Source organism: Pseudidiomarina planktonica (genome assembly GCF_900177775.1).
Taxonomy (GTDB): Bacteria; Pseudomonadota; Gammaproteobacteria; order Enterobacterales; family Alteromonadaceae; genus Pseudidiomarina; species Pseudidiomarina planktonica.
In genome coordinates this window covers 498,109-523,692 of sequence record NZ_FXWH01000001.1, presented here as the reverse complement: position 1 = coordinate 523,692, position 25,584 = coordinate 498,109, and the positions used below count along the sequence as shown (strand labels likewise).

23 protein-coding genes and 1 riboswitch are annotated in these 25,584 nt (G+C 49.6%); of the genes, 10 read left to right on the top strand and 13 right to left on the bottom strand.

Annotated elements, in window-relative coordinates; all coding sequences use genetic code 11:
• Positions 1–4 precede the first annotated feature (4 nt).
• The 10 genes from CCE91_RS02435 to ampD all read right to left on the bottom strand — a co-directional run bounded on the left by CCE91_RS02435 (position 5) and on the right by ampD (position 12,924).
• Positions 5–1,279 carry an efflux RND transporter periplasmic adaptor subunit gene (locus CCE91_RS02435; protein WP_086433667.1) on the bottom strand — a complete coding sequence of 425 codons (1,275 nt, stop codon included), beginning with the start codon at positions 1,277–1,279 and terminating at the stop codon, positions 5–7.
• Between the two features lie 47 nt (positions 1,280–1,326).
• On the bottom strand, positions 1,327–1,674 hold the full coding sequence (locus CCE91_RS12220) for a hypothetical protein (protein ID WP_126797180.1): 348 nt from the start codon (positions 1,672–1,674) through the stop codon (positions 1,327–1,329).
• Between the two features lie 91 nt (positions 1,675–1,765).
• Positions 1,766–3,835: a M13 family metallopeptidase gene (locus tag CCE91_RS02430; RefSeq protein WP_086433666.1), complete on the bottom strand. Its 2,070-nt coding sequence runs from the start codon at positions 3,833–3,835 to the stop codon at positions 1,766–1,768.
• Positions 3,836–3,959: 124 nt separating this feature from the next.
• A complete protein-coding gene (locus CCE91_RS02425; RefSeq protein ID WP_126797182.1) occupies positions 3,960–4,382 on the bottom strand; it encodes a hypothetical protein in 423 nt (140 codons plus the stop codon).
• A gap of 199 nt (positions 4,383–4,581) precedes the next feature.
• Entirely contained in the window at positions 4,582–6,009 is a 1,428-nt protein-coding gene (gene lpdA / locus CCE91_RS02420) for a dihydrolipoyl dehydrogenase (protein WP_086433664.1), read from the bottom strand.
• A 62-nt stretch (positions 6,010–6,071) separates the two neighbouring features.
• The gene (gene aceF / locus CCE91_RS02415; protein ID WP_086433663.1) at positions 6,072–7,829 is read right to left on the bottom strand and encodes a dihydrolipoyllysine-residue acetyltransferase; all 1,758 of its coding nucleotides are present in this window, start codon (positions 7,827–7,829) and stop codon (positions 6,072–6,074) included.
• Between the two features lie 13 nt (positions 7,830–7,842).
• A complete protein-coding gene (aceE, locus tag CCE91_RS02410; RefSeq protein WP_086433662.1) occupies positions 7,843–10,515 on the bottom strand; it encodes a pyruvate dehydrogenase (acetyl-transferring), homodimeric type in 2,673 nt (890 codons plus the stop codon).
• 9 nt (positions 10,516–10,524) lie between these two features.
• Positions 10,525–11,280, bottom strand: coding sequence for a pyruvate dehydrogenase complex transcriptional repressor PdhR (gene pdhR / locus CCE91_RS02405; protein ID WP_086433661.1), 756 nt, complete (start codon positions 11,278–11,280; stop codon positions 10,525–10,527).
• A 102-nt stretch (positions 11,281–11,382) separates the two neighbouring features.
• A complete protein-coding gene (gene ampE, locus CCE91_RS02400) occupies positions 11,383–12,318 on the bottom strand; it encodes a regulatory signaling modulator protein AmpE (protein ID WP_086433660.1) in 936 nt (311 codons plus the stop codon).
• Positions 12,319–12,348: 30 nt separating this feature from the next.
• Positions 12,349–12,924 carry a 1,6-anhydro-N-acetylmuramyl-L-alanine amidase AmpD gene (gene ampD, locus CCE91_RS02395; RefSeq protein ID WP_086433659.1) on the bottom strand — a complete coding sequence of 192 codons (576 nt, stop codon included), beginning with the start codon at positions 12,922–12,924 and terminating at the stop codon, positions 12,349–12,351.
• 141 nt (positions 12,925–13,065) lie between these two features.
• Between ampD and CCE91_RS02390 the strand changes: the two genes are divergently transcribed.
• The 9 genes from CCE91_RS02390 to yacG all read left to right on the top strand — a co-directional run bounded on the left by CCE91_RS02390 (position 13,066) and on the right by yacG (position 20,833).
• Complete coding sequence (locus CCE91_RS02390; RefSeq protein ID WP_234996240.1) at positions 13,066–13,578, top strand: retropepsin-like aspartic protease family protein; 513 nt, start codon at positions 13,066–13,068, stop codon at positions 13,576–13,578.
• A 17-nt stretch (positions 13,579–13,595) separates the two neighbouring features.
• A complete protein-coding gene (gene nadC, locus CCE91_RS02385; protein WP_086433658.1) occupies positions 13,596–14,450 on the top strand; it encodes a carboxylating nicotinate-nucleotide diphosphorylase in 855 nt (284 codons plus the stop codon).
• Between the two features lie 95 nt (positions 14,451–14,545).
• Positions 14,546–14,646, top strand: a riboswitch (cyclic di-GMP riboswitch).
• 171 nt (positions 14,647–14,817) lie between these two features.
• Positions 14,818–15,288 (top strand): pilin, encoded by a 471-nt coding sequence (locus CCE91_RS12340; RefSeq protein ID WP_086433657.1) that lies wholly within the window; start codon positions 14,818–14,820, stop codon positions 15,286–15,288.
• A gap of 99 nt (positions 15,289–15,387) precedes the next feature.
• Positions 15,388–17,082, top strand: coding sequence for a type IV-A pilus assembly ATPase PilB (gene pilB / locus CCE91_RS02375; RefSeq protein WP_086433656.1), 1,695 nt, complete (start codon positions 15,388–15,390; stop codon positions 17,080–17,082).
• A 29-nt stretch (positions 17,083–17,111) separates the two neighbouring features.
• Positions 17,112–18,335, top strand: a complete 1,224-nt coding sequence (locus CCE91_RS02370; protein ID WP_086433655.1) for a type II secretion system F family protein — start codon at positions 17,112–17,114, stop codon at positions 18,333–18,335.
• Positions 18,336–18,397: 62 nt separating this feature from the next.
• Complete coding sequence (locus CCE91_RS02365; protein WP_086433654.1) at positions 18,398–19,267, top strand: prepilin peptidase; 870 nt, start codon at positions 18,398–18,400, stop codon at positions 19,265–19,267.
• Positions 19,264–19,863 carry a dephospho-CoA kinase gene (gene coaE / locus CCE91_RS02360; RefSeq protein ID WP_086433653.1) on the top strand — a complete coding sequence of 200 codons (600 nt, stop codon included), beginning with the start codon at positions 19,264–19,266 and terminating at the stop codon, positions 19,861–19,863. Before CCE91_RS02365 ends, coaE begins: the two co-directional genes overlap by 4 nt.
• Before the next feature lie 17 nt (positions 19,864–19,880).
• The gene (gene zapD, locus CCE91_RS02355) at positions 19,881–20,651 is read left to right on the top strand and encodes a cell division protein ZapD (RefSeq protein WP_086433652.1); all 771 of its coding nucleotides are present in this window, start codon (positions 19,881–19,883) and stop codon (positions 20,649–20,651) included.
• Complete coding sequence (yacG, locus tag CCE91_RS02350) at positions 20,642–20,833, top strand: DNA gyrase inhibitor YacG (RefSeq protein ID WP_086433651.1); 192 nt, start codon at positions 20,642–20,644, stop codon at positions 20,831–20,833. Before zapD ends, yacG begins: the two co-directional genes overlap by 10 nt.
• Before the next feature lie 18 nt (positions 20,834–20,851).
• Here the strand turns inward: yacG and mutT are convergent, their stop codons facing one another.
• The 3 genes from mutT to CCE91_RS02335 all read right to left on the bottom strand — a co-directional run bounded on the left by mutT (position 20,852) and on the right by CCE91_RS02335 (position 25,041).
• Complete coding sequence (gene mutT, locus CCE91_RS02345; RefSeq protein WP_086433650.1) at positions 20,852–21,256, bottom strand: 8-oxo-dGTP diphosphatase MutT; 405 nt, start codon at positions 21,254–21,256, stop codon at positions 20,852–20,854.
• A 23-nt stretch (positions 21,257–21,279) separates the two neighbouring features.
• The gene (gene secA, locus CCE91_RS02340) at positions 21,280–24,024 is read right to left on the bottom strand and encodes a preprotein translocase subunit SecA (protein ID WP_086433649.1); all 2,745 of its coding nucleotides are present in this window, start codon (positions 24,022–24,024) and stop codon (positions 21,280–21,282) included.
• Positions 24,025–24,105: 81 nt separating this feature from the next.
• Positions 24,106–25,041 carry a M23 family metallopeptidase gene (locus CCE91_RS02335; protein WP_086433648.1) on the bottom strand — a complete coding sequence of 312 codons (936 nt, stop codon included), beginning with the start codon at positions 25,039–25,041 and terminating at the stop codon, positions 24,106–24,108.
• Positions 25,042–25,070: 29 nt separating this feature from the next.
• Between CCE91_RS02335 and CCE91_RS02330 the strand changes: the two genes are divergently transcribed.
• Complete coding sequence (locus CCE91_RS02330) at positions 25,071–25,583, top strand: DUF721 domain-containing protein (RefSeq protein ID WP_086433647.1); 513 nt, start codon at positions 25,071–25,073, stop codon at positions 25,581–25,583.
• The last annotated feature ends 1 nt before the right edge of the window (position 25,584 follow it).

Sequence of the window (25,584 nt, the reverse complement as noted above, 5' to 3'; positions counted from 1 at the left end):
TCCTTTAATGTTGACTATGGTCAGTTGCGGCAGGCGTTTTACTGCGCTGGCGCAAGCTGGCATCAGAATCTAAGAGGAACTGGCCAGAGGTAACTACTTGATCACCTTCGCTCAAGCCATGCAGGATTTCAGCCTGACCATTCACTACCAGGCCCACATGCACGTCACGTTGCGCAAAGCTGTTGTCGCTTTCACGCACCATCACGCGGTTGTCCGTGCCGGTCATAATGAGAGCGCTCACCGGTACGGCCAGCACGTCACGTTTTGGTCCACCGAAAATATCAATTTGAGCCTGCTGCCCCACCACCAATTTATTGCGTTCGTTGGTGCTAAGCCCGGCCAGTTCAATGCGCACCCGCAAAGTACGGCTGGTCATGTCTAATTCCGGGTAAATGTAGTCAATGCTGGCGTCCAGGTTCTCAATACCTGCCTGTGGCAGGCTAACCGAAACCGGACTGTTGGCGCTAAACCAGTCCAACTGCTGCTCAGGTACATCGGCAATAAGCCACAAACTGTCACTCGCAGCTATGGTTATGGCAGTAGGGCCCGGTTGCAGGTACATACCGACAGCAATAGGTAGCTCAGTTACCACCCCACTTTGCGGTGCGTAAAATGGCACCTGATAGCGCACCTGGCGGCTTTGCTCCAGCTCGTTAATAAGCGCTGGCGTCATGCCCAGTAACTTTAAGCGAGTGCGGCCGTCACGCTGCAGGGCTTCGCGGCGGTCTTTATTACTGAGGTTGGTTAAGGTGTCCAGCGTTTGCAAATGATCCTGCTGCGCCACTACCAGTTCCTGGCTGTACAGCTCGTACATCAGGTCGCCCTTTTCTACGCGCTGACCCACGCTGGTAATAGCGAGTTTTTCAATCCAGCCGGAAACACGCGGATGCACGTGATACAAGCGGTCATCGTTCCAGCTCACCCGGCCCTGTGTGGGCAGATACCGCCACAAGGTTGTACGCCCGGCGGCTTCGGTAACCACACCAAGGTTCTGTTGCATGCTGGCGGAGATTTCTACGGTGCTGTCACGAACGTTGTTCTGTTTAGGCTCCAATTGCATACCACAAATAGGGCAAGTGCCCGGCTCATCACGCACAATGTGCGAATGCATAGGGCAAACGTATTCAGTGGTTTGCTCCTCAGACTGCATAGCCTGCGGCAACTGACTGGAATGATCATGCTGGTCTTGCCACGCTAATGCAGGCGCGATCACAACAAGATTCATAGAGCCGGCTACAATAAAGGCCAGCATAAGGGTAACAAGCATGCGCGACGGCATATAAATTCTCCTGTAAAACAACAACCAAAAAAGAAACTCGTGGTGTGTTACACAGGCATAGGGGGTTTGTTATGTTGCTCAGGGTCTATTGAGGATAAGTCGGAATAGAAGCTAAATCGTTCAGCATGACTATGGTTATGCTTTAACTGCAACATAGTCAGAGCCACTGATGAGGTAGAATGACACTGTTGCTGACAGTCACCGCAATCACCTTCACAAGCGTTATGTGATGAGCTATTTACAAGCTCTGCGGCGACCGGCTCTTCATCACAGCAGTCGTGATCTGACATTTGCTGATGTTCCATGGCCATCATTTCTGGCGCAGCCGCACTCGCTGATCCCGCCATGGGGCTCAGGGTTAGGCTCAGTAATATCAGCAGGAGTAAGATTCGCATGGCATTAATATAGCCGATGTAAGGCGAACAGGCAAAAAAAAGAGCAAGACCGAAGTCTTGCTCTTTACCAGATGTTCTTACCAAATACTCTCTACCAGATAGTAACGCGATTCTCTGGCGCTACATACAGGTCGTCGCCTGGTTTCACCTCAAAGGCTTCATAGAAACCTGGGATGTTCACCACAGTACCGTTCACCCGGAACATAGCAGGTGAGTGTGGGCCACGCATAACGTGCTGACGCAAGGCTTCTTCACGTGCCTTGTTTTTCCACACTTGTGCCCAACCAATGAATACTCGTTGCTCACCGGTAAAGCCGTCCATTTCTGGTGACTCTTCGCCGTTTAGCGACATTTGGTAGGCTTTGTAGGCAATAGTTAAGCCGGCTAAATCGCCAATGTTCTCACCCAGTGCCAAACGGCCGTTAATGAACACGTCTTCCAGCACTTCGTAGCCTGAGTACTGATCGGCCAGAATAGTCGCGCGCTCTTCAAAGGCTGCACGGTCGGTGTCGGTCCACCAGCTACGCAAGTTACCGTCGCCGTCGTACTTCGAACCCTGGTCGTCAAAACCATGGCCAATTTCGTGACCGATAACTGCACCAATACCGCCGTAGTTTACTGCGTCTTCCGCTTCCATGTTAAAGAACGGAGGCTGCAAAATACCAGCTGGGAATACGATTTCGTTGCGCACCGGGCTGTAGTAAGCATTTACGGTTTGTGGCGTCATGCCCCAGTCTTCGTCTTTCACTGGCTCGCCAATTTTCGCAATTTCTTCGTCGTAGTTAAACGCAGCAGAACGTTTGTAGTTACCTACTAAGTCTTCAGCGCTTACCGCCAAACCAGTGTAGTCACGCCATTCGTTCGGATAACCAATTTTCGGGTCAAACTTGCTCAATTTTTCCAAGGCTTTTTCTTTGGTGTCAGCAGTCATCCATTCGAGGCTTTCAATAGATTCAGCATAAGCTTTGGTTAAGTTATCAACCAATTCACTCATGCGTTCTTTAGCTTCAGCCGGGAAGTATTCTGCTACATACAACTGACCTAGTACTTCACCAAGTGCGCTATCGGTGGCATCTACACCACGCTTCCAACGCGGTTCCTGCACTTCGTTGCCTTGCAATACTTTGCCATAGAATTCAAAACGACGTTCGCCGAATGCTTCCGCCAACGCTGGTGCGAAACGGTCAGCCAAACGCACGGTCATGTAGTGTTTCAATACGTTGGTGTCAGTTTCGCTTAACAAGCCGTTTAAGGCTTCAAAGTATGACGGCTGACGCACGATAGCTGAATCCACCCCATCCAAACCAGCAGCTTGCGCATAAGCACCGTAGTTAAAGTCGTCAAATAACTCGTTTAACTCGTCTTTGCTGTATTTGTTGTAGGTTTTGTCCGCATCACGACTATCCACACGGCTCCACTGCACTTCGGCCAGCTCGGTCTCAAATTCCATCACAGCTTCAGCCGCTGCTTCAGGGTTTGAATACTCCAGCATGGTTAATAAATCAGTTAAATAGCTTTGGTATTCATCGCGATAGGTTTGGAATTTTTCGTCGTCTTTCAGGTAATACTCACGATCTGGTAAACCCAAACCTGACTGCGTGAAATACATGGTATTTACGTTCGGATCTTTGGCATCCGGATACACATAAAAACCAAACGGAATGCTTACGCCAAGGCGCGACAATTCAGCCATGTGTGCAGCAACAGAAGCATGGTCATCCAGTGCCGCAATTTCAGCTAAATCGGCTTGAATTGGGGTGTAGCTCAATTCATTCAGTAGCTCAACATTCATGAAACTGTTAAAGAAGTCACCAATTTTAGCGGCGTTAGTGCCGGCTTCCGGGTTACTTTCTGCTGCAGTCTCAATAATAGTGCGTAAACGTTCCTGGTTTTGCTCACGTAATTCGTAGAACGCACCAATAGAAGAACGGTCGCCAGGAATTTCGGTGTTTTTGTACCAGGTTCCATTTACGTACTGGAATAAGTCGTCTTGCGGGCGTACCGACTGATCAAAGCTGTCTAAGTACACACCTGATTGCAGCTCTGTCTGAGCAACTTGCTCAGCTGCATTCTGTTTGGTTTCGTTGTTCTGTTGTGGTGAGCAAGCAGCTACACCTAGTGCAAGTGCCACGCTAAGCGCGACCGTCGTTATTTTTTTCATGTTTCTTAAACCTTATTTGTAGCGAAATGAGAGCAGCAATTTTTTATACAACTAGTTTATGCTTATCTCATCATATTGGTAAAGACCCTAGCACTGCAGGGATCCACTAAAGTTGTAACAAAGTTTACAAATGTTCTGCAATTGACGGCATACGGAAAGTTAACCGAATAAAGATCAGACACAGTACTAAATACACTGCCGCAGTAATTAGAATACCCAGACTTTCAACGCCGGTGGCAATGTTAATAGCCAGCAATATAGTACCAGCGGCAAAATGGAATAGGTTGCCAAGGCAAATAGGACGGCCGTAAATACCACCGAGTATTTGTCCGCGTGCCATCCAGTTCATCGCACCGAAGCCAAAATAAACAGCACCTAAAAGCTGTAGCAAAATCATTGTCAACGGTGTTTGTGCTGCGGCCGCGCCGGAGCCAGCAATAAGCGCTAAAGCCTGCTGTGGTACTACTAATAAACCCAAACCCGCTATTAATAATAGCCATGCCGTTAACAGCATGCTCCAGTAACCAGCTCGTGCGTGTCGCCTCATTCGTACTTCCTAATTCTTGTGGATAAAGTTTGCATGCAAACTAAGGGTAAATCATTGCTCTTTACCATACGTTATAGTGCCTGTTGGCGCAAATAACTGCCACTTTTTTGCAGGTCTATTTTAGCCAAAAAAAAACCGCCTGCGCCAAAGCGACAAGCGGTTTTTTGAGCTACCGAATTAACCTTCGGCGCCACTCAATTTACTTTTTCTTTTTAGCCTTTTTATTCGGCATATCAGTAATTGAACCTTCCTGAACTTCAGCTGCTAAGCCAATAGATTCGTGCAAGGTTGGGTGAGCATGAATAGTCAGTGCGATGTCTTCAGCATCACAACCCATTTCAATGGCTAAACAAATTTCACCCAGTAGCTCACCGGCGTTAGGACCACAAGTAGCACCACCAATAATGCGATTATTCTTATCAAATAACAGCTTGGTCATGCCGGCCGTTGCGCCTTGTGCAATAGCTCGGCCAGAAGCTGACCATGGGAATACCGCTACTTCGTAATCCACGCCTTGCTCTTTCGCTTCTTTCTCAGTTAAACCAGCCCAGGCAAGTTCTGGATCCGTGTAGGCAATTGACGGAATAACTTTCGGGTCAAAGTAGTGCTTCTGACCGGAAATCACCTCAGCGGCTACGTGGCCTTCGTGCACGGCTTTGTGTGCCAGCATTGGCTGACCCACTAAGTCACCAATAGCGAAGATATTCTTCACGTTAGTGCGCAGTTGCTTGTCCACTTCAATAAAGCCGCGATCGGTAACTTTTACGCCTGCTTTGTCAGCGTCAATTTTGGCGCCGTTTGGAGCACGACCAACAGCAACCAATACCGCATCATATTTAACCGGTTTCTCTGGCGCTTTGTCGCCTTCAAAGGTTACATGAATACCGTCTTTTTTGGCTTCAACTTTGGCTGCTTTGGTGTTCAACATAATGTTGTCGAACTTGCCTGAAATTTGCTTCATGAAGCTCTTGATAATGTCTTTATCTGCTGGCGGAACCAACTGATCAGTCATTTCAACAACGTCTACTTTACTGCCCAGCGCGCTGTATACACAGCCCATTTCTAAACCAATAATGCCGCCGCCTAATACCAGCATACGGTCTGGAATAAATGGCAGTTCAAGCGCGTCGGTAGAGTCCCAGATGCGGTCGTCATCATGCGGAACAAAAGGTAATTTAATCGACTGTGAACCTACCGCAACAATGGCGTTTTCAAAGTTGATAACAGTTTCGCCGTCATCGCCTTCTACTTTCAGGCTGGTGTCGCTGGTAAATTTACCTAAGCCATTAACCACTTTCACTTTGCGCATTTTGGACATTTGGTCCAGGCCGCCAGTTAACTGACCAATAACTTTCTCTTTGTGCTTACGGATTTTGTCCAAATCAATTTTAGGTTCGCTAAACTCGATGCCTTCAGCTGACATATGCTTCGCGTCTTCAATATGCTTCGCTAAATGCAGCAGCGCTTTCGATGGAATACAGCCCACGTTCAAACAAACACCACCTAAGGTGTTGTAACGTTCAACCAATACTACATCCAGGCCTAAATCGGCAGCGCGGAAAGCTGCTGAGTAACCACCAGGGCCTGCGCCCAGAACCACTACTTGCGTTTTTATGTCTTTGCTCATGACGACCTCATCATCCTAAATTGAATGGGGCGCATTATAGCAGCCCCTGTCGTATTTGTTTACTACAGAACCAGTTTACGGATATCTGATAGCACGTTGCTTAAATATACCGAGAAGCGCGCGGCTACAGCGCCGTCAATCACCCGGTGGTCGTACGAAAGACTCAGCGGTAGCATTAAGCGCGCATCAAAGTCTTTGCCATTCCACTTGGGTTTCATTTCGCTTTTCGACACACCCAAAATAGCAACGTCGGGCGCATTCACAATAGGTGTAAATGCCGTGCCCCCAATGCCACCCAGGCTGGAGATAGAGAAACAACCGCCCTGCATATCCGCTGACTTCAGCTTGCCGTCACGAGCGCGTGCGCTCACATCCAGCAGCTCTTCCGACAGCTCGTAAATGCCTTTTTTGTCAACATCGCGAATAACCGGAACCACTAAGCCACCCGGAGTATCCACCGCAATACCCAGGTTGATGTATTTTTTCATCACCAGGTGTTCGCCATCGTCGGCCAACGAAGAATTGAAGACCGGATACTCCTGCAACCCTTTGGCAACAGCTTTCATAATGAATACCAACGGCGTAATTTTCACGCCATCTTTCTTCTTCGCCTGCAGTTCGTTTTCCTGCTTGCGGAAAGCTTCCAGTTCGGTAATGTCAGCTTCATCAAACTGAGTCACATGCGGAATAGTTACCCAGTTACGATGCAGGTTCGGACCCGAAATCTTCTGAATACGGGACATTGGCTCCAGTTCTACTTCACCAAATTTGGAGAAGTCTACTTTGGGTGGCGCAATCACCTGTAAACCACCGCCGTCTTTGCTGTAACCAGCACCGGCCGAAGCTTTCGGACGTGACAGTTCGTACTTCACATAATCCTGCACGTCTTCTTTCAGAATCCGGTCTTTCCGGCCTGAGCCTTTAACTTGATTTAAATCAACGCCAAATTCACGGGCCACACGGCGAACAGCTGGTGACGCGTGAGCGAGCCCTTCGGCCTGACCTTTTTTGTCGAGCGGATGGTCAGGAACGGGCGGCTTACGATCGCCGTCGTTCTTGCTGTCTTTCTGCTCTTTGCTGTCTTTGTCGTCTTTTGAATCCTGCGACTGTGACGCTTTTGACTCAGCTTGTTTGCTATCGCCCTCGTCGTCAGCTTCGTCGTCATCGTCGCTGTCGTCGCTAACTTTCAGCTTCAGTACCAACGAGCCTTCTTTGACTTTGTCACCCACACTCACTTCAACTGATTCCACGGTACCCGCTTGTGGGCTAGGCACATCCATGGTGGCTTTGTCAGTTTCCAGAGTAATCAGGCCGTCTTCCGCTGAAATTTCATCACCTTTGCTAACCAGCACTTCAATGATTTCAACTTCACCGGATTCGCCAATATCAGGCACGGTAACTTCAATAACTTTGCTGCCGCCGGACGACTTTTTCTTCGCTTTTTTCTCGTCTTTCGAGGTGTCTTCTTTCGACTCTTCTGACTTCTCGTCAGAATCATCGCTGGAATCGTCAGACTTATCTTCAGAACTGTCGTCAGATTTCTCATCGGACTCTTCGTCGGCATCGTCGTCCGAGTCATCACCAGCTGCTTCCATCAGCGCCAGCAAGTCACCTTCTTTAATTTTGTCGCCCACTGATACTTTCAGTTCAGCAATAGTGCCACCAAAAGGTGCTGGTATATCCATAGAAGCCTTATCACTTTCAACCGTGATTAATGCGTCTTCAGCTTCCAGCTTGTCGCCTTTGCTAACCAGCACTTCAATGACTTCAACTTCTTCACCACCCACATCAGGGGCTTTTACTTCTTTTGTATCTGCCATGATTCAGCCCCCCTTATGCGTACAGTGGATTAAGTTTGTCAGTATCGATACCTAAGTCTTTAATGGCTTTGGTCACCACTTTGGCATCGATATCGCCAGCCTTGGCCAGTTCGCTTAACGCAGCAACCACAATGAACTCAGGGTTCACTTCGAAGTGCTTACGCAAGTTTGCGCGGCTGTCTGAACGACCATAACCGTCGGTACCTAATACGCGATATGGCGTTGGCACCCAGGCACGAATCTGGTCAGCGTACATTTTCATGTAATCGGTTGCTGCAACTGTTGGCCCTTTGGCCTTGCCAAGTACCTCGGACACATAAGCGGTTTTCGCTTTTTTGCCCGGGTTCAGCATGTTGTAGCGATCAACGTCCATGCCGTCACGCGCCAGCTCGTTGAACGAGGTTGCGCTGTAGACGGTGCTGGTAATGTCGTAATCTTCCGCCAGCATCTTCGCCGCTATGCGTACTTGTTCTAGAATAGTCCCCGAACCTAACAACTGAACTTCGCCTTTGGCTTTGTTCTTCGCCGTTACTTTTTCCAGTTCGTACAAGCCTTTCAGAATACCTTCTTCCACACCTTCCGGCATTTCTGGCTGTTTGTAGTTCTCGTTCATTACGGTTAGGTAATAGAACACGTTTTCCTGCTCGCCATACATGCGGCGCAAGCCATCCTGAACCACTACCGCCACTTCGTAGCCATAGGTTGGGTCATAACAAATACAGTTTGGCACCGTATTGAACAAGATTGGGCTGCTGCCGTCCTGGTGCTGCAGACCTTCGCCGTTCAGCGTGGTGCGTCCGGCAGTACCGCCAACCAGGAAACCACGAGTCTGGCTGTCACCAGCTGCCCAAACTAAGTCACCAACGCGTTGGAAACCGAACATGGAATAGTAAATGTAGAACGGAATCATGGGCTCGTTGTTGGTGGAGTAACTAGTACCCGCTGCCACCCACGACGCCAGAGCGCCAAGCTCGTTAATACCTTCCTGAATAACCTGGCCTTTTTTATCTTCGCGATAATAGGCAACCTGATCCGCGTCCTGCGGTTCATATTTCTGACCCTGGCTGGAGTAAATACCAACCTGGCGGAACAAGCCTTCCATACCAAAGGTACGGGCTTCATCCGGAATAATTGGCACTATGCGCTGACCAATTTTCTTATCTTTCAGCAACACGTTCAGAACTCGCACAAACACCATGGTGGTGGAGATTTCACGGTCACCGGAGCCTTTCAAGACTGTCTCAAAAGCTTTCAGTGCAGGTAATTCCAACTCTTTGTCGGTATTAGCACGACGCACTGGCATGTAACCGCCCAGTTTTTCGCGGCGTTCCTGCATGTACTTCAACTCTTCGCTGTCTTTGTCGAAGCTATAAAACGGCAGGTCTTCCAGGTCACCGTCTTTAATTGGAATATTAAAGCGGTCACGGAAGTGTTTAATGGCATCCATGTCCATTTTCTTCACCTGGTGAGCAATGTTTTTGCCTTCGCCAGCTGAACCCATGCCGTAGCCTTTCACGGTTTTCGCCAAAATAACCTGTGGCCGGCCTTTGGTGTTTACCGCTTTATGATAAGCCGCGTGTACTTTCACCGGATCGTGACCACCGCGGTTCAAGCGCCAGATGTCTTCGTCAGACAAGTTGGCCACCATCGCTTTGGTTTCTTCGGTTTTGCCGAAGAAATGCTCGCGGGTGTAAGCGCCACCTTTGGCTTTATAGTTCTGATACTCACCGTCTACGCTGTCTTGCATAATTTCGGACAGCTTGCCTTCGGTATCACGGTAAATAAGCGGATCCCAGTAGCGACCCCAAATTACTTTAATCACTTCCCAGCCAGCGCCACGGAAGGTGCCTTCCAGTTCCTGAATGATTTTGCCGTTACCACGTACCGGGCCATCTAAGCGCTGCAGGTTACAGTTCACAACAAAGGTCAGGTTGTCCAGGCCTTCACGGGTAGCCAGGCTGATTGCGCCCAGGCTTTCTGGCTCATCGGTTTCACCGTCGCCAAGGAAGCAATAAACACGCTGACGCGAGCAATCTTTAATGCCGCGGTCAGTCAGGTATTTCAGGAAACGGGCTAAATAAATAGCCTGAATTGGACCTAAGCCCATAGAAACAGTTGGGAACTGCCAGAAGTCAGGCATTAATTTCGGATGCGGATACGATGACAAACCAGCGCCATCACATTCCTGCCGGAAGTTGTTTAGCTGTTCTTCAGTTAAACGCCCTTCTAAAAAGGCGCGCGCATAAATACCTGGTGAGGCATGGCCCTGAATAAACAGGTAGTCGCCGCCATCGTGCTCATTCGGAGCACGGAAGAAGTGGTTAAAGCCAACATCGTAAAGCATGGCAGAAGAAGCAAAGCTGGAAATATGACCACCGAGCTCCAAATCTTTCTTCGATGCCCGCAATACCATTACCAGTGCATTCCAGCGAATGGCCGCACGAATACGTGATTCAATGGTTTGGTCGCCCGGAACCGGAGGCTCCTGACTGGCCGCAATAGTGTTCAGGTAAGAAGTTGTGGCGGTATAAGGCAAATAGGCACCGCTACGGCGCGCCTTCTCGACCAACTTCTCCAGAATAAAATGCCCACGCTCTGAGCCATCGGTCTCGAGTACCGACTCAAGGGCGTCAATCCATTCCTGTGTTTCTTGTGGATCGACATCATTTCGTAAATGGTCTGTCATAACAAATCCTTACCCTGTTTCATGTCGGCGCAATGAACGCTGCATCCGCGAATTTTCGCGACTCAACGTTAATAACGCATGTTCAATATAGGCCAGATGCTCGTAACATGCTTCGCGAGCTTGTTCTGGCTCTCCTGCCACTATCGCCGTAACTATCTGTTGGCGATGCGCATTGAGCTTTTGCAAAATGCCGGCTTTACCCGCCAGCACTTCAAGATTTTGTCGAATATTTTCCGTAAGTAGTGGCTGCATGCCACGTACCAGATGCAGCAGTACCACATTGTGCGATGCTTCCGTGATACGCAAATGAAAGGCACTTAGAGCACTTGCGTGCTCAACTAATTCACCTTGTTGCTGCTCGGCTATGGCGCTGAAGCTCTGTTCAATGGCTTCCAAATCAGCCGGCGTACCGCGCAGTGCAGCGTAATAAGCCGATATACCTTCTAACGCATGCCGAAATTCCAGTAAGTCGAATTGCGACTCCGGATGCTTTGCCAATAACTCAAATAAAGGTTCAGCAACGCGCTGTTGTAAGGTATCACAAACATAAGTACCGCCGCCCTGACGGCGCTCGATCAGGCCGCGCGCTTCCAGCTTTTGTATGGCTTCGCGCAACGACGGTCGTGACACCTCAAATTGCAGCGCTAAGTCCCGTTCAGACGGCAAGCGCTGACCGGAACCCAAAGAGCCGTCCACAATCATGGCTTCGATTCGCGCCATAATCGCATCGGACAACTTAGTATGCTGAATTTTAGGAAACACCATTGGCACTCGTTTATTTGGTTAATTGGTATGACCAAGCTCAACCATTGTAGTCGAAAGCGGTGATGACCCCAAATAAAATTTGCTGCGAATTGGTACGACCAGCTAGTAGAACCAGCCGGCCAGAGTTAATAAGGCTAATACCACTATCAACAATAGTAGATTGCGCTTCATTAGTGCAACCAGACGCAGAGGTTCCTGAGTTTTACCTGGTTGTGGGTTGGCATCGTTTTCGATTGGCTGGGTGTCTTCGGCAGCTACAGCAACCTTCAGGAACACCTGCTGCGCGGGTTGATGTGGCTTGGAAAAACTACCCAACCATACCGGCAACGCGTTGCTGAAGTGACCAACCAGCAAAAAGCCGGCGCTGGTAATGCGAACCGGTGCCCAGTCCACCCAGAACATAATTTTTTGCCAGGGTGCGGCGTCAATAATGTCGTCATCCCGGTCGCCAGTGTCGTCATTACTGTCGTCGAGATCGGCGTCAACTGTTTCCGGCTCGCTCTTAGCGCCGTCTTTTGCATGGGTTTGCAAGTTCTGCATAGTACGCAGTGAGGCATAAGCTAAGGCACCAAAAATTCCCAGCACCACGTAAGCTATCAGCACCGCTGCGTAGTGACGGTAGTGCAGCCAGGCTAACGCCGGCCCGGTTTCGGTATGATCATCAGGTAAGCCGGCAGCTTGGTGAATAGTCGTTGCCGCCTGGTTCAGCGCCGCAGCATCGTCACGGTGAGCAGCGTGCAGGTAATCGCGATAAGCACTTCGGGCCGGCGCACAAGCCACCGCCAGTAACAGCGCCAGCACACTGATAATTAACGTAACCAAGCCACTGTCTAAAATAGCTACCACCAGGCTAATAACTATAGCTGGCAACAACACCACTACTACAGCGCCAATGGGGTTCTCATATAGCTTTTCCAACCAGTCTTGCTGCTTACTTAACCGTAGCCAGCGCTGCAGATATCCAGAGAAATGCCAGCCAGGTGATAATCTCTTCACTCGCTCGATTGAAAAGGCCAGTAACACCGCAATCAGTTGCATAAGTTGTCCCTTTGCTTCGCTGAAACTCGGTTATGCAGAAATACTACCTGCTAACTCAGCTGTTAATAATGTATGAAAATGATGCCAGTCAAAGCCAGGTCCCGGATCCGTTTTACGCCCTGGTGCAATGTGCTGATGTCCCACTATACGGCGCCGGTTCAGCGCTGGATAGGTGTGAATCAAAGCTGCCGCTATGTGCACCAGCTGTTGGTACTGTTGTTCAGTGTAAGACTGATAGTCAGTACCCTCAAGTTCTATTCCTATAGAAAAATCATTACAACGACGGCGCCCACAGTACCAGGACTTGCCGGCATGCCAGGCGCGCTGGTTAAAGGGCACGTACTGAATCACTTCACCGTCGCGGCGTATCACCACGTGAGCAGACACCCGCAGCCCTTCCAAAATAGCAAAATCGGGGTGGGCGGAACTGTCCAGTTGCCCCATAAAAAGATCGTGAATATACGGCTGGCCAAAGCTTCCTTCGGGTAAACTGATGCAATGTACTACCAGTAAATTAATGTCTTGCTCATCAGGCCGGGCGTCGGCATGCGGCGACGGTTCAAACCGGGCTTCTGACAAGCAATGCTGGCGGATCCTTACAGACATAAAAAACGTACTCACGCTAAACGGAAAACCTTTTTTCAGGGATTCCAACAAGGTATGGTTACACTTAGTATCAGGCTTGCGCAGCCGCAGGTAAAGAGTAGGTCTTAACCCGCAGGCTCGCAACATTCAAAAAGGGTATGCATGACACAGCAAGATATGCCACAACGCACCGGCAAACTGTTTGCCTGGCTGGCCTGGATTATTGGTTTGCTATTTCTGTATTGGCTGTTCGACGACATGCTGCAGGAGCAATTTAATCCGAACCAAAATGTGCAAAGCACTCGCAACGGCGAGGCTATACAAGTAGTGCTGGAACAAAACCGCGCCGGCCATTACGTAGCCACGGGCGCTATTAATAACCATCGCGTGCTATTTTTGCTAGATACCGGCGCTACCCAGGTAGCTATCCCCCAGAATGTTGCCGCTGCCATTGGATTACCCAGGGGTTCCCAAATTATGGTGAACACAGCCAACGGGCGTGCTACTGCTTACCGAACGCAGCTTGATACTCTACAATTAGGAGACATTGTGTTGCGCGACGTGGCGGCCACCATAGTTCCGGGTATGGGTGGCGAGCAAATATTGTTGGGCATGAGTGCGCTCAAACAGGTAGAATTCAGCCAACGCGGCAAAATGCTGACCATAGGTTACTAACAAAGCGGTTCCTGATTATGTATACACTTCCCCAGGCCTGGCAACAGGACATGCGCGACGCGGTAACAGCGGCTCTGCGTGAAGATTTGCAAGGTGATGCCAGCAACGACATTACCGCCCAACTGATTCCCGCTGAAGCTACAGCTACAGCTACCCTGATTACTCGTGAAGCCGGTGTTTTGTGCGGCACTGCCTGGGTTGACGAGGTGTTTGCCCAATTGGGCGGGCAGGTAAAAGTAGAGTGGTTTTTAAAAGACGGCGACCGCATGACCGCCAATACGGAGTTGTGTCACCTACACGGACCCAGTCGGATACTGTTAACCGGTGAACGTACCGCTTTAAATTTCCTCCAAACGCTGGCCGGGGTGGCTACCACCACCGCCAACTATGTAGCCTTACTGGAAGGCAGTAACACCAAGTTGCTGGATACCCGCAAAACACTTCCCGGCCTGCGCACAGCGCTGAAATATGCCGTGACTTGTGGCGGTGGGAAAAACCATCGCATTGGTTTGTACGATGCCTTTTTGATTAAAGAAAACCATATTATGGCCTGCGGCGGCATTGCAGAAGCCGTACAACAAGCGCGCCAGTTGAAACCCAATTTACCGGTTGAAGTAGAAGTGGAATCGCTGGCCGAACTGGATCAGGCGTTATCTGCCGGAAGCGATATTGTGATGTTGGATAATTTCAACATTGAGGATATACAAGAAGCCGTACGCATTACCGCTAAGCGCGCCCGATTAGAAGTTTCGGGCAATATAACCTCAGAGCGACTGAAGGATTTAGCCGCAACTAATGTTGATTATATTTCCTCAGGGGCCCTAACCAAACATATACAAGCCATCGATTTATCGTTGCGAATTCGGTCTTAACAAAACTTGACGTTTAAAATTTTTCTGTTATTTTGATTTTGCGTTCGCGTTTTTTTATACAACCTTCATGGTTGTATCAGTTAACCGCGTTAGCACGCTTTAAAAGGCAAAACCGTTGAAAAGCGGTGACGCAAAGCTTCCGGTCTAAGGTTGTTTGCCAACGGCAAACTAAACTATTGATAGCGGGGCTGCAGGCGAAGTCTGAATTTCCCCTCTGGCTTCTCTGCTGCATGGATGTCGCACATAGACATCTACTTTACTTTTGAATGGGATGTGACTATTCATTAATACCGTACATCAACGGTTTTAACTGAAAGCGCCCCGCTTTGATGTAGCAATTGATGCACGATGCATCTGGAGAAAACCTATGAAACGCTCTACTAAACAAAACGGCTTTACCCTTATTGAACTGATGATTGTAGTTGCCATTGTTGGCATTTTGGCTGCAGTTGCGATTCCGGTATACAGTGATTACACCCAGCGTGCGAAAGCATCTACTGGCGTATCTGCGTTAGAAGCATACAAAACAGCTGTAGCACTGTGTTATCAAACCACCAGCAACCTGACCGGTTGTACAAGTGGGTCTGAAGGTGTACCAACAGCTATTGCCGCCAACACGGTAAACGGTATTGCAACAGCTTCCGTTACTGATGGTGTGATTTCAGCCACCTTAGAAGCGAATGATGCGAATGGTGCTGCAATTGAGATTGCCTTAACACCTACTGCCACAGCCACTAACGTAAACTGGACTATTACTTGTTCTGATTTCGCACTAGAGCCAGGCTCGCGGGTAGATGGTTGTTCTGCCGCTATTCCAGCACCAGAACCTGCAGCATAAGTTGCAATCAGTCTAACTAATATAGTTAGGAAGTACTGTAGAGTTGTTGCTTGCCGGCGGTTTACGCCGGCAAGCGCTCTTTCCATCTAAAGGTGTTTTATGTTGCACCACACTCTGGCAGCCCTATTACTGCGTGACAATCTTGTTCCCGAAGCTGCACTTAGCAGTTGTAGTGAACACGCATATCGGGAAAAGAAATCTTTCCCCGCTTGCCTGCTGGAACGCAATTTAATTCAGGCCGACCAACTGGCCGAAGTTTGTTACCACGAATATCATGTGCCCTGGCTAGATTTAAGCGCATTCAATACTGAGTTAATTCCATCCGAATTTATTAGCGAAAAGCTGATCCGCAAGCATCATGCTTTGCCGTTGTATCAGCGTGGCAATACGCTTTATATTGCCGTTTCTGACCCCACCCGAATTGACGCCCTGGACGATTTTCAGTTTCGCGCCCGGTTGCAAACCGAAGCCATTTTGGTGGCTGAAGACAAGCTCAACCGCTTAATTGATAAGGTGCTGGAAACCGAAGTGTCGGCGCTTGGCATTACCGAAGCCGACGAACGCGAACTGCAATCGCTGGATCGTGACGAAGAACAACGTATTCAAAAAGAAGACGTAGGCAGCGACCAAAGTGACGCGCCAATTGTTATTTATATTAATAAACTGCTGCTGGACGCCATTAAACGCGGCGCATCGGATTTGCATTTTGAACCCTACGAAAGCGACTATCGCATTCGTTTTCGTATTGATGGTGTGTTGCATGAAGTGGCACGCCCACCGGTTTCTCTGGCCGGCCGTATAGCCGCGCGACTGAAGGTAATGGCACGACTGGATATCGCCGAGCGCCGCTTACCCCAGGACGGCCGTATTAAGCTACGCCTGTCGAAGAGCAAATCTATTGATTTTCGGGTCAGCACCCTGCCCACCCTGTGGGGTGAAAAAGTGGTGATGCGGATACTGGATTCCGCTGCTGCCATGTTGGGTATTGAATCTCTGGGGTATGAACCCGAGCAGCAAGAGCTCTACAGTGCTGCACTGGAGCGCCCGCAAGGTATGATTCTGGTGACCGGCCCCACAGGTAGCGGTAAAACGGTGTCCTTATATACTGGTCTGAACCAGTTAAATACGCCGGAGCGCAATATTTCTACCGCGGAAGACCCGGTTGAGATTAACCTGCAAGGTATTAACCAGGTACAAATTAATGTGAAGGCAGGGCTAACCTTTGCTGACGCCCTGCGCTCGTTTTTACGGCAGGATCCTGATGTGATTATGGTAGGTGAGATCCGTGATTTAGAAACCGCCGAAATAGCCATAAAAGCAGCCCAAACCGGTCACCTGGTACTGTCTACCCTGCATACTAACTCAGCAGCAGAAACCCTGACTCGCTTAATGAATATGGGCGTTGCGCCCTACAACATCGCTGGTACTGTGTCGTTGATTATTGCCCAGCGTTTGGCGCGACGGTTGTGCGGTTTCTGCAAAGAGCCGGAAGAACTGCCGGAGCCGGAATTATTGCGCCAGGGCTTTAGTCAGGACCAACTGCAGGATTTGCACATTCATAAAGCCGTGGGCTGTGAACATTGCACCGGGGGCTATAAAGGGCGTACAGGCATATACGAAGTTCTGCCGGTGACAGAGTCCATTCAAACCCTTATTTTAAAACAAGCGTCAGCACAAGATATTCATTCCCAGGCGACCAGTGAAGGCGTTAACTCGTTGCGCCGCTCGGCTTTGCGGAAAGTGGCCCGCGGCGCTATTAGCCTGGCCGAAGCCAACCGGGTCACCAGCTTTTAAAAGCGAATGAAGCGCAGTTAAGGAATTTCATGGCAACTCAGAAAAATGCTCCAACCTTAGTTGAATTTCGCTGGCAAGGCATAAACAAGCGCGGCCGCAAGGTGCAGGGCATTATGCGTGGTGACACGCTGAAACAAATTCGGGCGCAACTGCGTCAGCAAGGCATATCGCCGGGCAAAATAACCCGTAAACGCCAACCCTTATTTAAACGCAATAAAGTCACGGGTAAAGAAATTGCCTCACTGACCCGCCAAATGGCTACTATGCTAGCCGCCGGTGTGCCGCTGTTGCAGTCGCTGGACATGATTGCCCGGGGCACCGACAACGAAAAGTTACGCAGTTTAATAGTCGCGGTGGCACAAGACGTAAGCTCAGGTTCGCAACTGGCAGAATCACTGCGCAAGCACCCGAATTATTTTGACGACCTGTATTGCGATTTAGTGCACGCCGGTGAACAGTCAGGTTCACTGGAAAGTATTTACGATCGCATTGCCACCTACCGCGAAAAAGCCGAAGAACTTAAAGCTAAAATTAAAAAAGCCTTGGTATATCCCAGCGCGGTCATTCTGGTCGCCATTGGTGTTACCTGTATTTTGCTGTTGTTCGTGGTACCCCAGTTTCAGGCTATTTTTGATGACTTTGGTGCCGAACTGCCAGCGTTCACCCAATTTGTTCTGAAAATATCCAGCGGCCTGCAAAATTATTATCTGCATATTTTTGGCAGCATTATTGCCGGTATATTCCTGTTCCGTCATTTGCACCGCAAAAGTCGTAAACTGCGTGATAGAGTAGACCGGCTGGTACTTAAGCTACCGGTGGTTGGTGCTATTTTGCACAAAGCTGCCGTAGCGCGGTTTTCGCGTACGCTGGCCACCACCTTTGCCGCTGGTGTGCCGCTTATGGATGCGCTTGAGTCGGCGGCCGGAGCGTCGGGCAATGCCCAGTATCGTGATGCTATTTTAATGATTCGCGAAGAAGTAAGCTCAGGTATGCAAATGAACACGGCTATGCAAAACGTGAATTTGTTCCCGGAAATGGTTATTCAGATGATCCGCATTGGTGAAGAAGCCGGTGCCGTTGACAGCATGCTGTCGAAAGTCGCCAGTATTTACGAGCGCGAAGTTGATGATGCTGTAGACAACCTAACCAGCCTGCTGGAGCCAATGATTATGGTGGTAATTGGTGTGTTGGTGGGTGGTTTGATTATTTCTATGTACTTACCGATTTTCGAACTTGGCAACGTGGTTCGCTAAAGTCATACTAACCCCTTAAATTTTATCACCGCGCTGTTAGTCAAAAGGATGAGCCTGTTCCCATGGATGTTGCCAACCTGTACGCCCCGCTCTCCATGTCAGCCACTTTGTTGGCTGGCTTATTTGGCCTGATTATTGGCAGTTTCCTCAATGTGGTGATTGGCCGCTTGCCAAAAATTCTACAAATACAATGGCGGGCTGAATGCGACGGTATCGTTGACGAGCACACTACCAAAAAACTCAGCCTGTCGTTATCCAAACCCGGTTCGCATTGCCCTGAATGTAGCCACAAAATAGCCTGGTACGACAATATACCGCTGCTAAGCTGGGTGCTGCTAAAAGCCCGCTGCCGCCATTGCCAGACCTCTATTTCAATTCGTTACCCCTTGGTAGAACTGTTAACCGGTGTGCTATTTGCCGCGATTGGCTGGCGTTACGGCTTGCTCGGCATTGATGCTTATTTTTATGCGCTGGCCGTTAGCTTGCTGATTAGCCTGTTCTTTATTGATCTGGACGAGATGCTATTACCCGATCAACTAACCCTGTTATTGCTGTGGGTAGGCCTAGTGTACTCGGTGGTAGGAGACACCATCACGCCAGCGGCAGCTATTATTGGGGCCAGCTGTGGTTACCTCTCGCTGTGGTTAGTGTTCTGGGGCTTTAAATTACTGACCGGCCGTGACGGTATGGGCTACGGCGATTTTAAGCTGCTGGCAGCGCTGGGCGCCTGGCTGGGCTGGCAGCAACTGCCGGTGGTGGTCATTCTGGCCTCGGTTAGCGGTGCTGTGGTTGGTATTATTTGGCAAACCCTGCAACGCCAGCGGCGCGGCAATCCTATTCCATTTGGGCCTTTCTTAATTGTTGGCGGTGTTAGCGCCTGGCTGTTCGGCGAAGCCCTGTTGCAAAGCTACTGGCGGTGGCTACAACTATGATGGTGGTGGGCGTAACCGGTGGCATCGGCAGTGGCAAAACCACGGTCACTGATTTATTTGCCACACATGGCATCAAGGTAATTGATGCCGATGTGGTTGCCCGCGAAATAGTGCTGCCGGGGCAACCTTGTTTGCAACGCTTACAGGAAGCCTTTGGCGATGAAGTATTAGCTAAGGATGGTTCCCTGAACCGGGCCTGGCTACGCGACAAGATTTTCTCCGATAGTGCGGCAAAAACCCAAGTAAATGAAATAATGCACCCGGCCATTCGTACCGAACTGCTGCGCCAGTTAAACGCCGCCGACTCCCCATACGTTATTTTGTCGGCGCCACTATTGGTGGAAAACAATCTTACCAAGCTCTGTGATCGCGTACTCGTAGTGGATGTAAGCACTCAAGTACAACGCCAGCGAACGCTCGAGCGCGACGGTGTAAGCGCGGCGCAGGTTGAGGCCATTCTGGCGGCACAGGTTAGTCGTAACGAGCGCCTGGCCGCTGCCGATGATGTTATTGATAATAACGGGCCAGTTACAGCACTGGCTGAGCAGGTTGCGCAACTGCACCAACAGTATTTAAGCATTGCAACCAGCACCTGAGTCGTTATCATACCGCTATGACAAGTCAGCCCCCTACCACCATGGATTACGAGTATCCACTCAGCGAGCGAGTGCGTACTTACTTGCGCATCGAACACTTGCTGTTACTGATGAAGCCATCTGATCTGGTCGGTACGGACAACTATGCGGGCTACTTCAGCGCATTATTCTCTATTCTGGATTTATGTGAACGTAGTGATATTCGCAGTGATTTAGTGAAGGATTTAGAGCGGCGCAAACAACAGCTTAAGTTTTGGGCCAGTCACCCGGATGTGGACAGCCCGGCGCTGGAAGCCACCCGGGCGCAGCTGCAAACCAGCCTGTCAGCACTGCAGCAAGCCACCCGTATAGGCGCGGCGTTAAAGCAGGAGCGGTTGCTCAGCTCTATTCGACAGCGATTCGCTATGGCCGGTGGTACCTGTAATTTCGATTTACCCCAATTACACTATTGGCTGCTGCAAGACCCTGACCAACGTCAGCGAGACATGGCACGTTGGTGGTCTGAATTGGCGCAACTGGCGGCGGCACTCAGTTTAGAATTACATATGTTGCGCGAACACGTACCTTTTACTGAGATAGTTGCACCTCAGGGGTTGTTGCAGGAAAATACCGAACCTCTGGCGTTACTGCGCTTGCAGGTACCTGCCACTATTGCAGCCTATCCGGTGGTTAGCGGTCATAAGCAGCGCTTCAGTGTGCGCTTTATGAGTACCGAGCCGGAGCAGGGTCGCGCTTCGTTCGAACAAGATGTCACTTTTTATTTAGCGAGATGCCCGATATGTCAGTAACTGTAGTGCAGTGCCCTACCTGCCAGAAGAATGTTGAATGGGGACCACAGTCTGAGTTTAGACCGTTTTGTAGCGACCGTTGCCGCTTAATTGATTTAGGCGAGTGGGCCAACGAAGAGAAACAAATACCGGGCGAACCAGCACCACAGTTTCCTGATCAGGCTGACAACGAAGGTTACTAATTAGGTAGGGTACAGCTGTTAAACACTAGCCTGAATGAGTTCCAGAATAGCTTCGTTAGCATCGGGGAAGCGGTAGGCGTCCAGCTCGTGCACCGGCACCCAGGCCCAGGGCTGGCCTTCGCGTTGTTTTACCTCACCAGAGAACGCCGTTACTCGCCACACATCCAATAATACTCGCTTATCGGGATACTGATGCGTGATCACTGTGAGCGGCGCGGCAGCTGTGACGTGAATATTACACTCTTCACGCAGCTCCCGGCACAGCGCGTCGTAAACCGTTTCACTAGTTTCAACTTTGCCGCCAGGGAATTCCCATTTGCCGCCCTGATGCAAGTGCTCATGGCGGCAGCTAATGAAAATATCGCCCTGCTCATTTTCGATAACTCCCACGGCAACGTGTACCGTGGCAGGTTCTGTTCTCATAACACCCTCGGACACAGTTAGCTTTACAGCTTACCGTGGCAATGTTTGTATTTCTTGCCGGAACCACAAGGACAAGGTTCATTGCGCCCTACTTTCGGGCCGTCACGCTGTTCTTGCTGTGGTTCTTGCTGAGCGGCTTGCGGTGCGCCCTGAGGCATACGCTGTTGCTCTTCTGCGGCCGCCTGAGCACCGGCCTCTTCATGCTGATACTCACGCTTGCTGGCTTCCGCTTTACGGCGTTGTGCTTCAACCGCTTCAACATCTTCTTCTGCCCGCACGCGCACTTTGCTAAGCACAGTAATAACGTCTACTTTCAGGGCTTCCAGCATATCTGCAAACAGCTCGAAAGCTTCCCGCTTATATTCTTGCTTCGGATTCTTCTGCGCGTAACCGCGTAAATGAATACCCTGACGCAAATGATCCATAGCAGCCAGGTGTTCTTTCCAATGAGAATCCAGACTCTGCAGCATGATAGCCTTTTCAAACTGACGCAGCACAGATTCGCCAACCTGCTCTTCTTTCGCCTGGTAGGCTTTCGCCAGTTCGTCCTGAATGCGCTCGCGCAAGGTTTCTTCATGCATGCTGTCGTCTTCATCCAGCCATTTCTGCACTGGCAAGTCCATGGCGAAATCGGCGCGCAAACGTTCTTCCAGGCCGTCAACGCTCCACATTTCTTCCAGTGAACCTGGCGGAATATATTCGCTAATCACACTATCCATTACGTCTTTACGAATAACTTCGATGGTTTCCGCAATATCACCTTCGTCCAGCAATTCGTTGCGCTGTTCGTATACCACTTTACGTTGGTCGTTCGCCACATCATCGTATTCAAGTAGCTGTTTACGCACATCAAAGTTACGACCTTCAACTTTACGTTGGGCATTTTCAATGGCTTTGGTAACCCACGGATGCTCAATAGCTTCGCCGCGCTTCATGCCTAAACGTTTCATCATGGCGCCCATACGGTCGGACGCGAAAATGCGCATTAAGCTGTCGTCTAACGACAAGTAAAAACGTGATGAACCCGGGTCACCCTGACGACCAGAACGGCCTCGTAACTGATTGTCGATACGACGCGACTCGTGGCGTTCGGTACCTATAATGTGTAAGCCGCCGGCCTTAATGACCGCATCGTGGCGCTCTCGCCAATCTTTCTTAATGGCTTCAATTTTGTCGTTGTCCGGATTCTCTAATTTCTCGATCTCGGACTGCCAGTTACCACCGAGCACGATATCGGTACCACGACCAGCCATGTTGGTAGCTATAGTAACCGCACCTGAACGACCCGCCTGAGCCACAATATCGGCTTCCTGAGCGTGGAACTTGGCATTCAATACGCTGTGAGGAATTTTCTTTTTCTTCAGTAAGGTAGACAGAACTTCTGACGTTTCAATGGAAATAGTACCCACCAGTACCGGGCGCTCTTCCTTACGGCATTGCTCAATATCTTCCACAATAGCTTCGTACTTTTCTTCGGCAGTAAGGAAGATCAAGTCAGCGCGGTCGTCACGAATCATTGGCTTGTTGGTTGGTATAACCACAGTTTCCAAACCATAAATGCTCTGAAACTCGAATGCTTCGGTGTCGGCTGTACCTGTCATACCGGCCAGCTTGTTGTACAAGCGGAAATAGTTCTGGAAAGTTATTGAAGCCAGCGTTTGGTTTTCATTCTGAATTTTCACGCCTTCTTTGGCTTCCATGGCCTGATGTAGGCCTTCCGACCAGCGGCGACCTTCCATGGTACGACCCGTGTGTTCATCAACAATCACGATTTGGTCGTCTTTCACAATGTAGTCTACGTCTTTACTGAACAAGTGGTGCGCGCGCAAGGCGGCATTCACGTGGTGCAATAACAGGATATTGGCAGCGGAATACAATGATTCTTCGGCACCTAATATGCCACGCTCTTTCAGAATTTCTTCAATGTGTTCCTGACCGTGCTCGGTCAAATGCAACTGACGGGCTTTTTCATCAATAGTGAAGTCACCTTCGCCACGTTTTTCTTCTGTGTCTTCTTCTTCCTGACGGCTCAGCAGCGGTACAATTTCATTCATCTGCTTGTACATTTCAGAGCTGTCTTCAGCTGCACCAGAGATAATTAGCGGGGTACGAGCTTCATCAATAAGAATGGAGTCGACTTCATCCACAATGGCGTAATTCAGTTTGCGCTGAACGCGATCTTGCGGGCTAAATGCCATGTTGTCGCGTAAGTAATCAAAGCCAAATTCGTTGTTGGTGCCGTAGGTAATATCAGCCTGATATGCAGCTTTTTTCTCGTTTGGTGGCATGCCCGGAATATTAAAGGAAACACTCATACCTAAGAATTCAAACAGCGGGCTGTTCCACTCGGCGTCACGACGAGCCAAATAGTCGTTCACGGTAACAACGTGAACACCGTCGCCGGATAAAGCATTCAAGTAGGCCGACAAGGTGGCGGTAAGCGTTTTACCTTCACCGGTGCGCATTTCAGCAATACGGTTGTCGTTCAAAATCATGCCGCCAACCAGCTGCACGTCGAAATGACGCATGCCAAACACACGCTTACTAGCTTCGCGCACTGTGGCGAAAGCTTCTACCAGCAAGGAGTTTAACTCGGCACCTTCATGCAGACGTTTACGGAATTCTGTGGTTTTTTCTTTTAGTTGAGTGTCGCTTAAGGCTTCAAATTCAGGTTCGAGAGCATTAATTTCCTGAACCGATTTTCCTAACTTTTTTAGAATTCGATCGTTGCGGCTACCAAAAGCTTTTCGAAAAATACTACCAAACATATGAATATGACATCCTGTTAAGCCGCTGTCTTGTGCAGCGGCAATTAAAATTCAACGACAGAGGTGTTAACTATGAATTGACTACCTGGCATCTTCCACTTTGCGGTAGACAAATTTATAGGGGTCAATTTGACGACCATTACGTAATACTTCGTAATGAACGTGTGGGCCGGTAGACCGACCGGTACTTCCCATCAGTGCAATTTCTTGCCCCCGAGTAACCACATCGCCAACTTTCACTACGATTTGATCGTTATGCCCGTAACGGGTTGATAACCCAGCACCATGGTCAATCTCAACCAGTTGGCCATAGCCGTAGCGGTCACCTGCCCAAGTTACAACGCCAGCGCCGGTTGCGATAACTTTCACGTCAGCATCGTAACTGGCAAAATCTAACCCTTTGTGCATTGCCGGGGTGCCATTAAATGGGTCTTTGCGAATACCGTACTGTGACGACATCCAGCCCGAGGTAATTGGCCGACCGGCAATGAAACTATCATTACTTATATTGTGATTCATCATCACAGATTCAAGCAGCGATAACTGTTTTTGTTTATCCTGGAGTTTTACCAGCATGTCATCAATTTGCTGCATCACTTCGCGGCCGTCGCTAACAGGCATTTCGGTAACCATCAATTCGGGCCCGCCGATTGGAATGTCTTCGGTAAACGAAAACTCACCGTTGTCGACTTCAGCAACTTGGGCTAACCGCTGACCGAGCGAGTCTAAGCGACGCATTTGCGCACGCATTTCGCCCAAATACATGGTCATTGCAGTTAGTTTTTTGGAGGTATCTTGTTTCAGCTCGGCCAATGCCTGCTGCTGCAGAGCTACTTGCTTTTGTTCCTGACTAATTCGCTGTTGCGCGAATTGAGGGTCAACCCCCTGATACTGCCATGGCTTGGTATAGGCCAAAGCCACCAGAGCCACCAGACTACACAGGGAAAGCAACCGTCGTCGGCTGAGGCGCACACCAAATTTGATTTTGGTGCCGCGATAGAACACTGATAAACTCATGCTATCTCTCGTTATTGGTACTTACTGTCATGATTCGTCAACGCCCGAAAGCATTACAATCGTTGCTTACGCGTCGCTCGTTGCGTCAATTCCATGACTTTACCGAGCGTTACCGTCGCTGGCAACAGGTTCTTGCACGTTGTCTGAACGAATCACAGCTTAATTATTGCCGGGTACTTAATCTGCGCGACAGCTGTTTAGTTATAGAAGTTAGTTCTGCTGCCTGGGCAACCCGGTTAAAACTTCAGCAAAGCCGCATTATAACCCATTTTAATCAGGATGCGACGGCTAGCGTAACCAGCGTGCAAATAAAGGTCAATCCAGAAGCTTTTAAGCCGACACAAAATCCTGTCAAAATCGAATCAAAGCCAGATTCTAACAGGCCTACAAAGGAATCGGCTGCGCCTGAAAAAGCATCGGCGCCAGCACCAAAAGCAAACAGTGCAGAAACCTTACGGGCACAAGCTGAGATGTGTGAGGAGCCGCTGCGATCGCAGTTGCTACAGTTAGCCGCAACTTTCGCTGCGGCAACTAAAGACTAGG

Coding starts and splice junctions, on each gene's coding strand:
- CCE91_RS02435 (WP_086433667.1), bottom strand. CDS start 1,279: ATGCCGTCGCGCATGCTTGTTACCCTTATGCTGGCCTTTATTGTAGCC.
- CCE91_RS12220 (WP_126797180.1), bottom strand. CDS start 1,674: ATGCGAATCTTACTCCTGCTGATATTACTGAGCCTAACCCTGAGCCCC.
- CCE91_RS02430 (WP_086433666.1), bottom strand. CDS start 3,835: ATGAAAAAAATAACGACGGTCGCGCTTAGCGTGGCACTTGCACTAGGT.
- CCE91_RS02425 (WP_126797182.1), bottom strand. CDS start 4,382: ATGAGGCGACACGCACGAGCTGGTTACTGGAGCATGCTGTTAACGGCA.
- lpdA (WP_086433664.1), bottom strand. CDS start 6,009: ATGAGCAAAGACATAAAAACGCAAGTAGTGGTTCTGGGCGCAGGCCCT.
- aceF (WP_086433663.1), bottom strand. CDS start 7,829: ATGGCAGATACAAAAGAAGTAAAAGCCCCTGATGTGGGTGGTGAAGAA.
- aceE (WP_086433662.1), bottom strand. CDS start 10,515: ATGACAGACCATTTACGAAATGATGTCGATCCACAAGAAACACAGGAA.
- pdhR (WP_086433661.1), bottom strand. CDS start 11,280: ATGGTGTTTCCTAAAATTCAGCATACTAAGTTGTCCGATGCGATTATG.
- ampE (WP_086433660.1), bottom strand. CDS start 12,318: ATGCAACTGATTGCGGTGTTACTGGCCTTTTCAATCGAGCGAGTGAAG.
- ampD (WP_086433659.1), bottom strand. CDS start 12,924: ATGTCTGTAAGGATCCGCCAGCATTGCTTGTCAGAAGCCCGGTTTGAA.
- CCE91_RS02390 (WP_234996240.1), top strand. CDS start 13,066: ATGACACAGCAAGATATGCCACAACGCACCGGCAAACTGTTTGCCTGG.
- nadC (WP_086433658.1), top strand. CDS start 13,596: ATGTATACACTTCCCCAGGCCTGGCAACAGGACATGCGCGACGCGGTA.
- CCE91_RS12340 (WP_086433657.1), top strand. CDS start 14,818: ATGAAACGCTCTACTAAACAAAACGGCTTTACCCTTATTGAACTGATG.
- pilB (WP_086433656.1), top strand. CDS start 15,388: ATGTTGCACCACACTCTGGCAGCCCTATTACTGCGTGACAATCTTGTT.
- CCE91_RS02370 (WP_086433655.1), top strand. CDS start 17,112: ATGGCAACTCAGAAAAATGCTCCAACCTTAGTTGAATTTCGCTGGCAA.
- CCE91_RS02365 (WP_086433654.1), top strand. CDS start 18,398: ATGGATGTTGCCAACCTGTACGCCCCGCTCTCCATGTCAGCCACTTTG.
- coaE (WP_086433653.1), top strand. CDS start 19,264: ATGATGGTGGTGGGCGTAACCGGTGGCATCGGCAGTGGCAAAACCACG.
- zapD (WP_086433652.1), top strand. CDS start 19,881: ATGACAAGTCAGCCCCCTACCACCATGGATTACGAGTATCCACTCAGC.
- yacG (WP_086433651.1), top strand. CDS start 20,642: ATGTCAGTAACTGTAGTGCAGTGCCCTACCTGCCAGAAGAATGTTGAA.
- mutT (WP_086433650.1), bottom strand. CDS start 21,256: ATGAGAACAGAACCTGCCACGGTACACGTTGCCGTGGGAGTTATCGAA.
- secA (WP_086433649.1), bottom strand. CDS start 24,024: ATGTTTGGTAGTATTTTTCGAAAAGCTTTTGGTAGCCGCAACGATCGA.
- CCE91_RS02335 (WP_086433648.1), bottom strand. CDS start 25,041: ATGAGTTTATCAGTGTTCTATCGCGGCACCAAAATCAAATTTGGTGTG.
- CCE91_RS02330 (WP_086433647.1), top strand. CDS start 25,071: ATGATTCGTCAACGCCCGAAAGCATTACAATCGTTGCTTACGCGTCGC.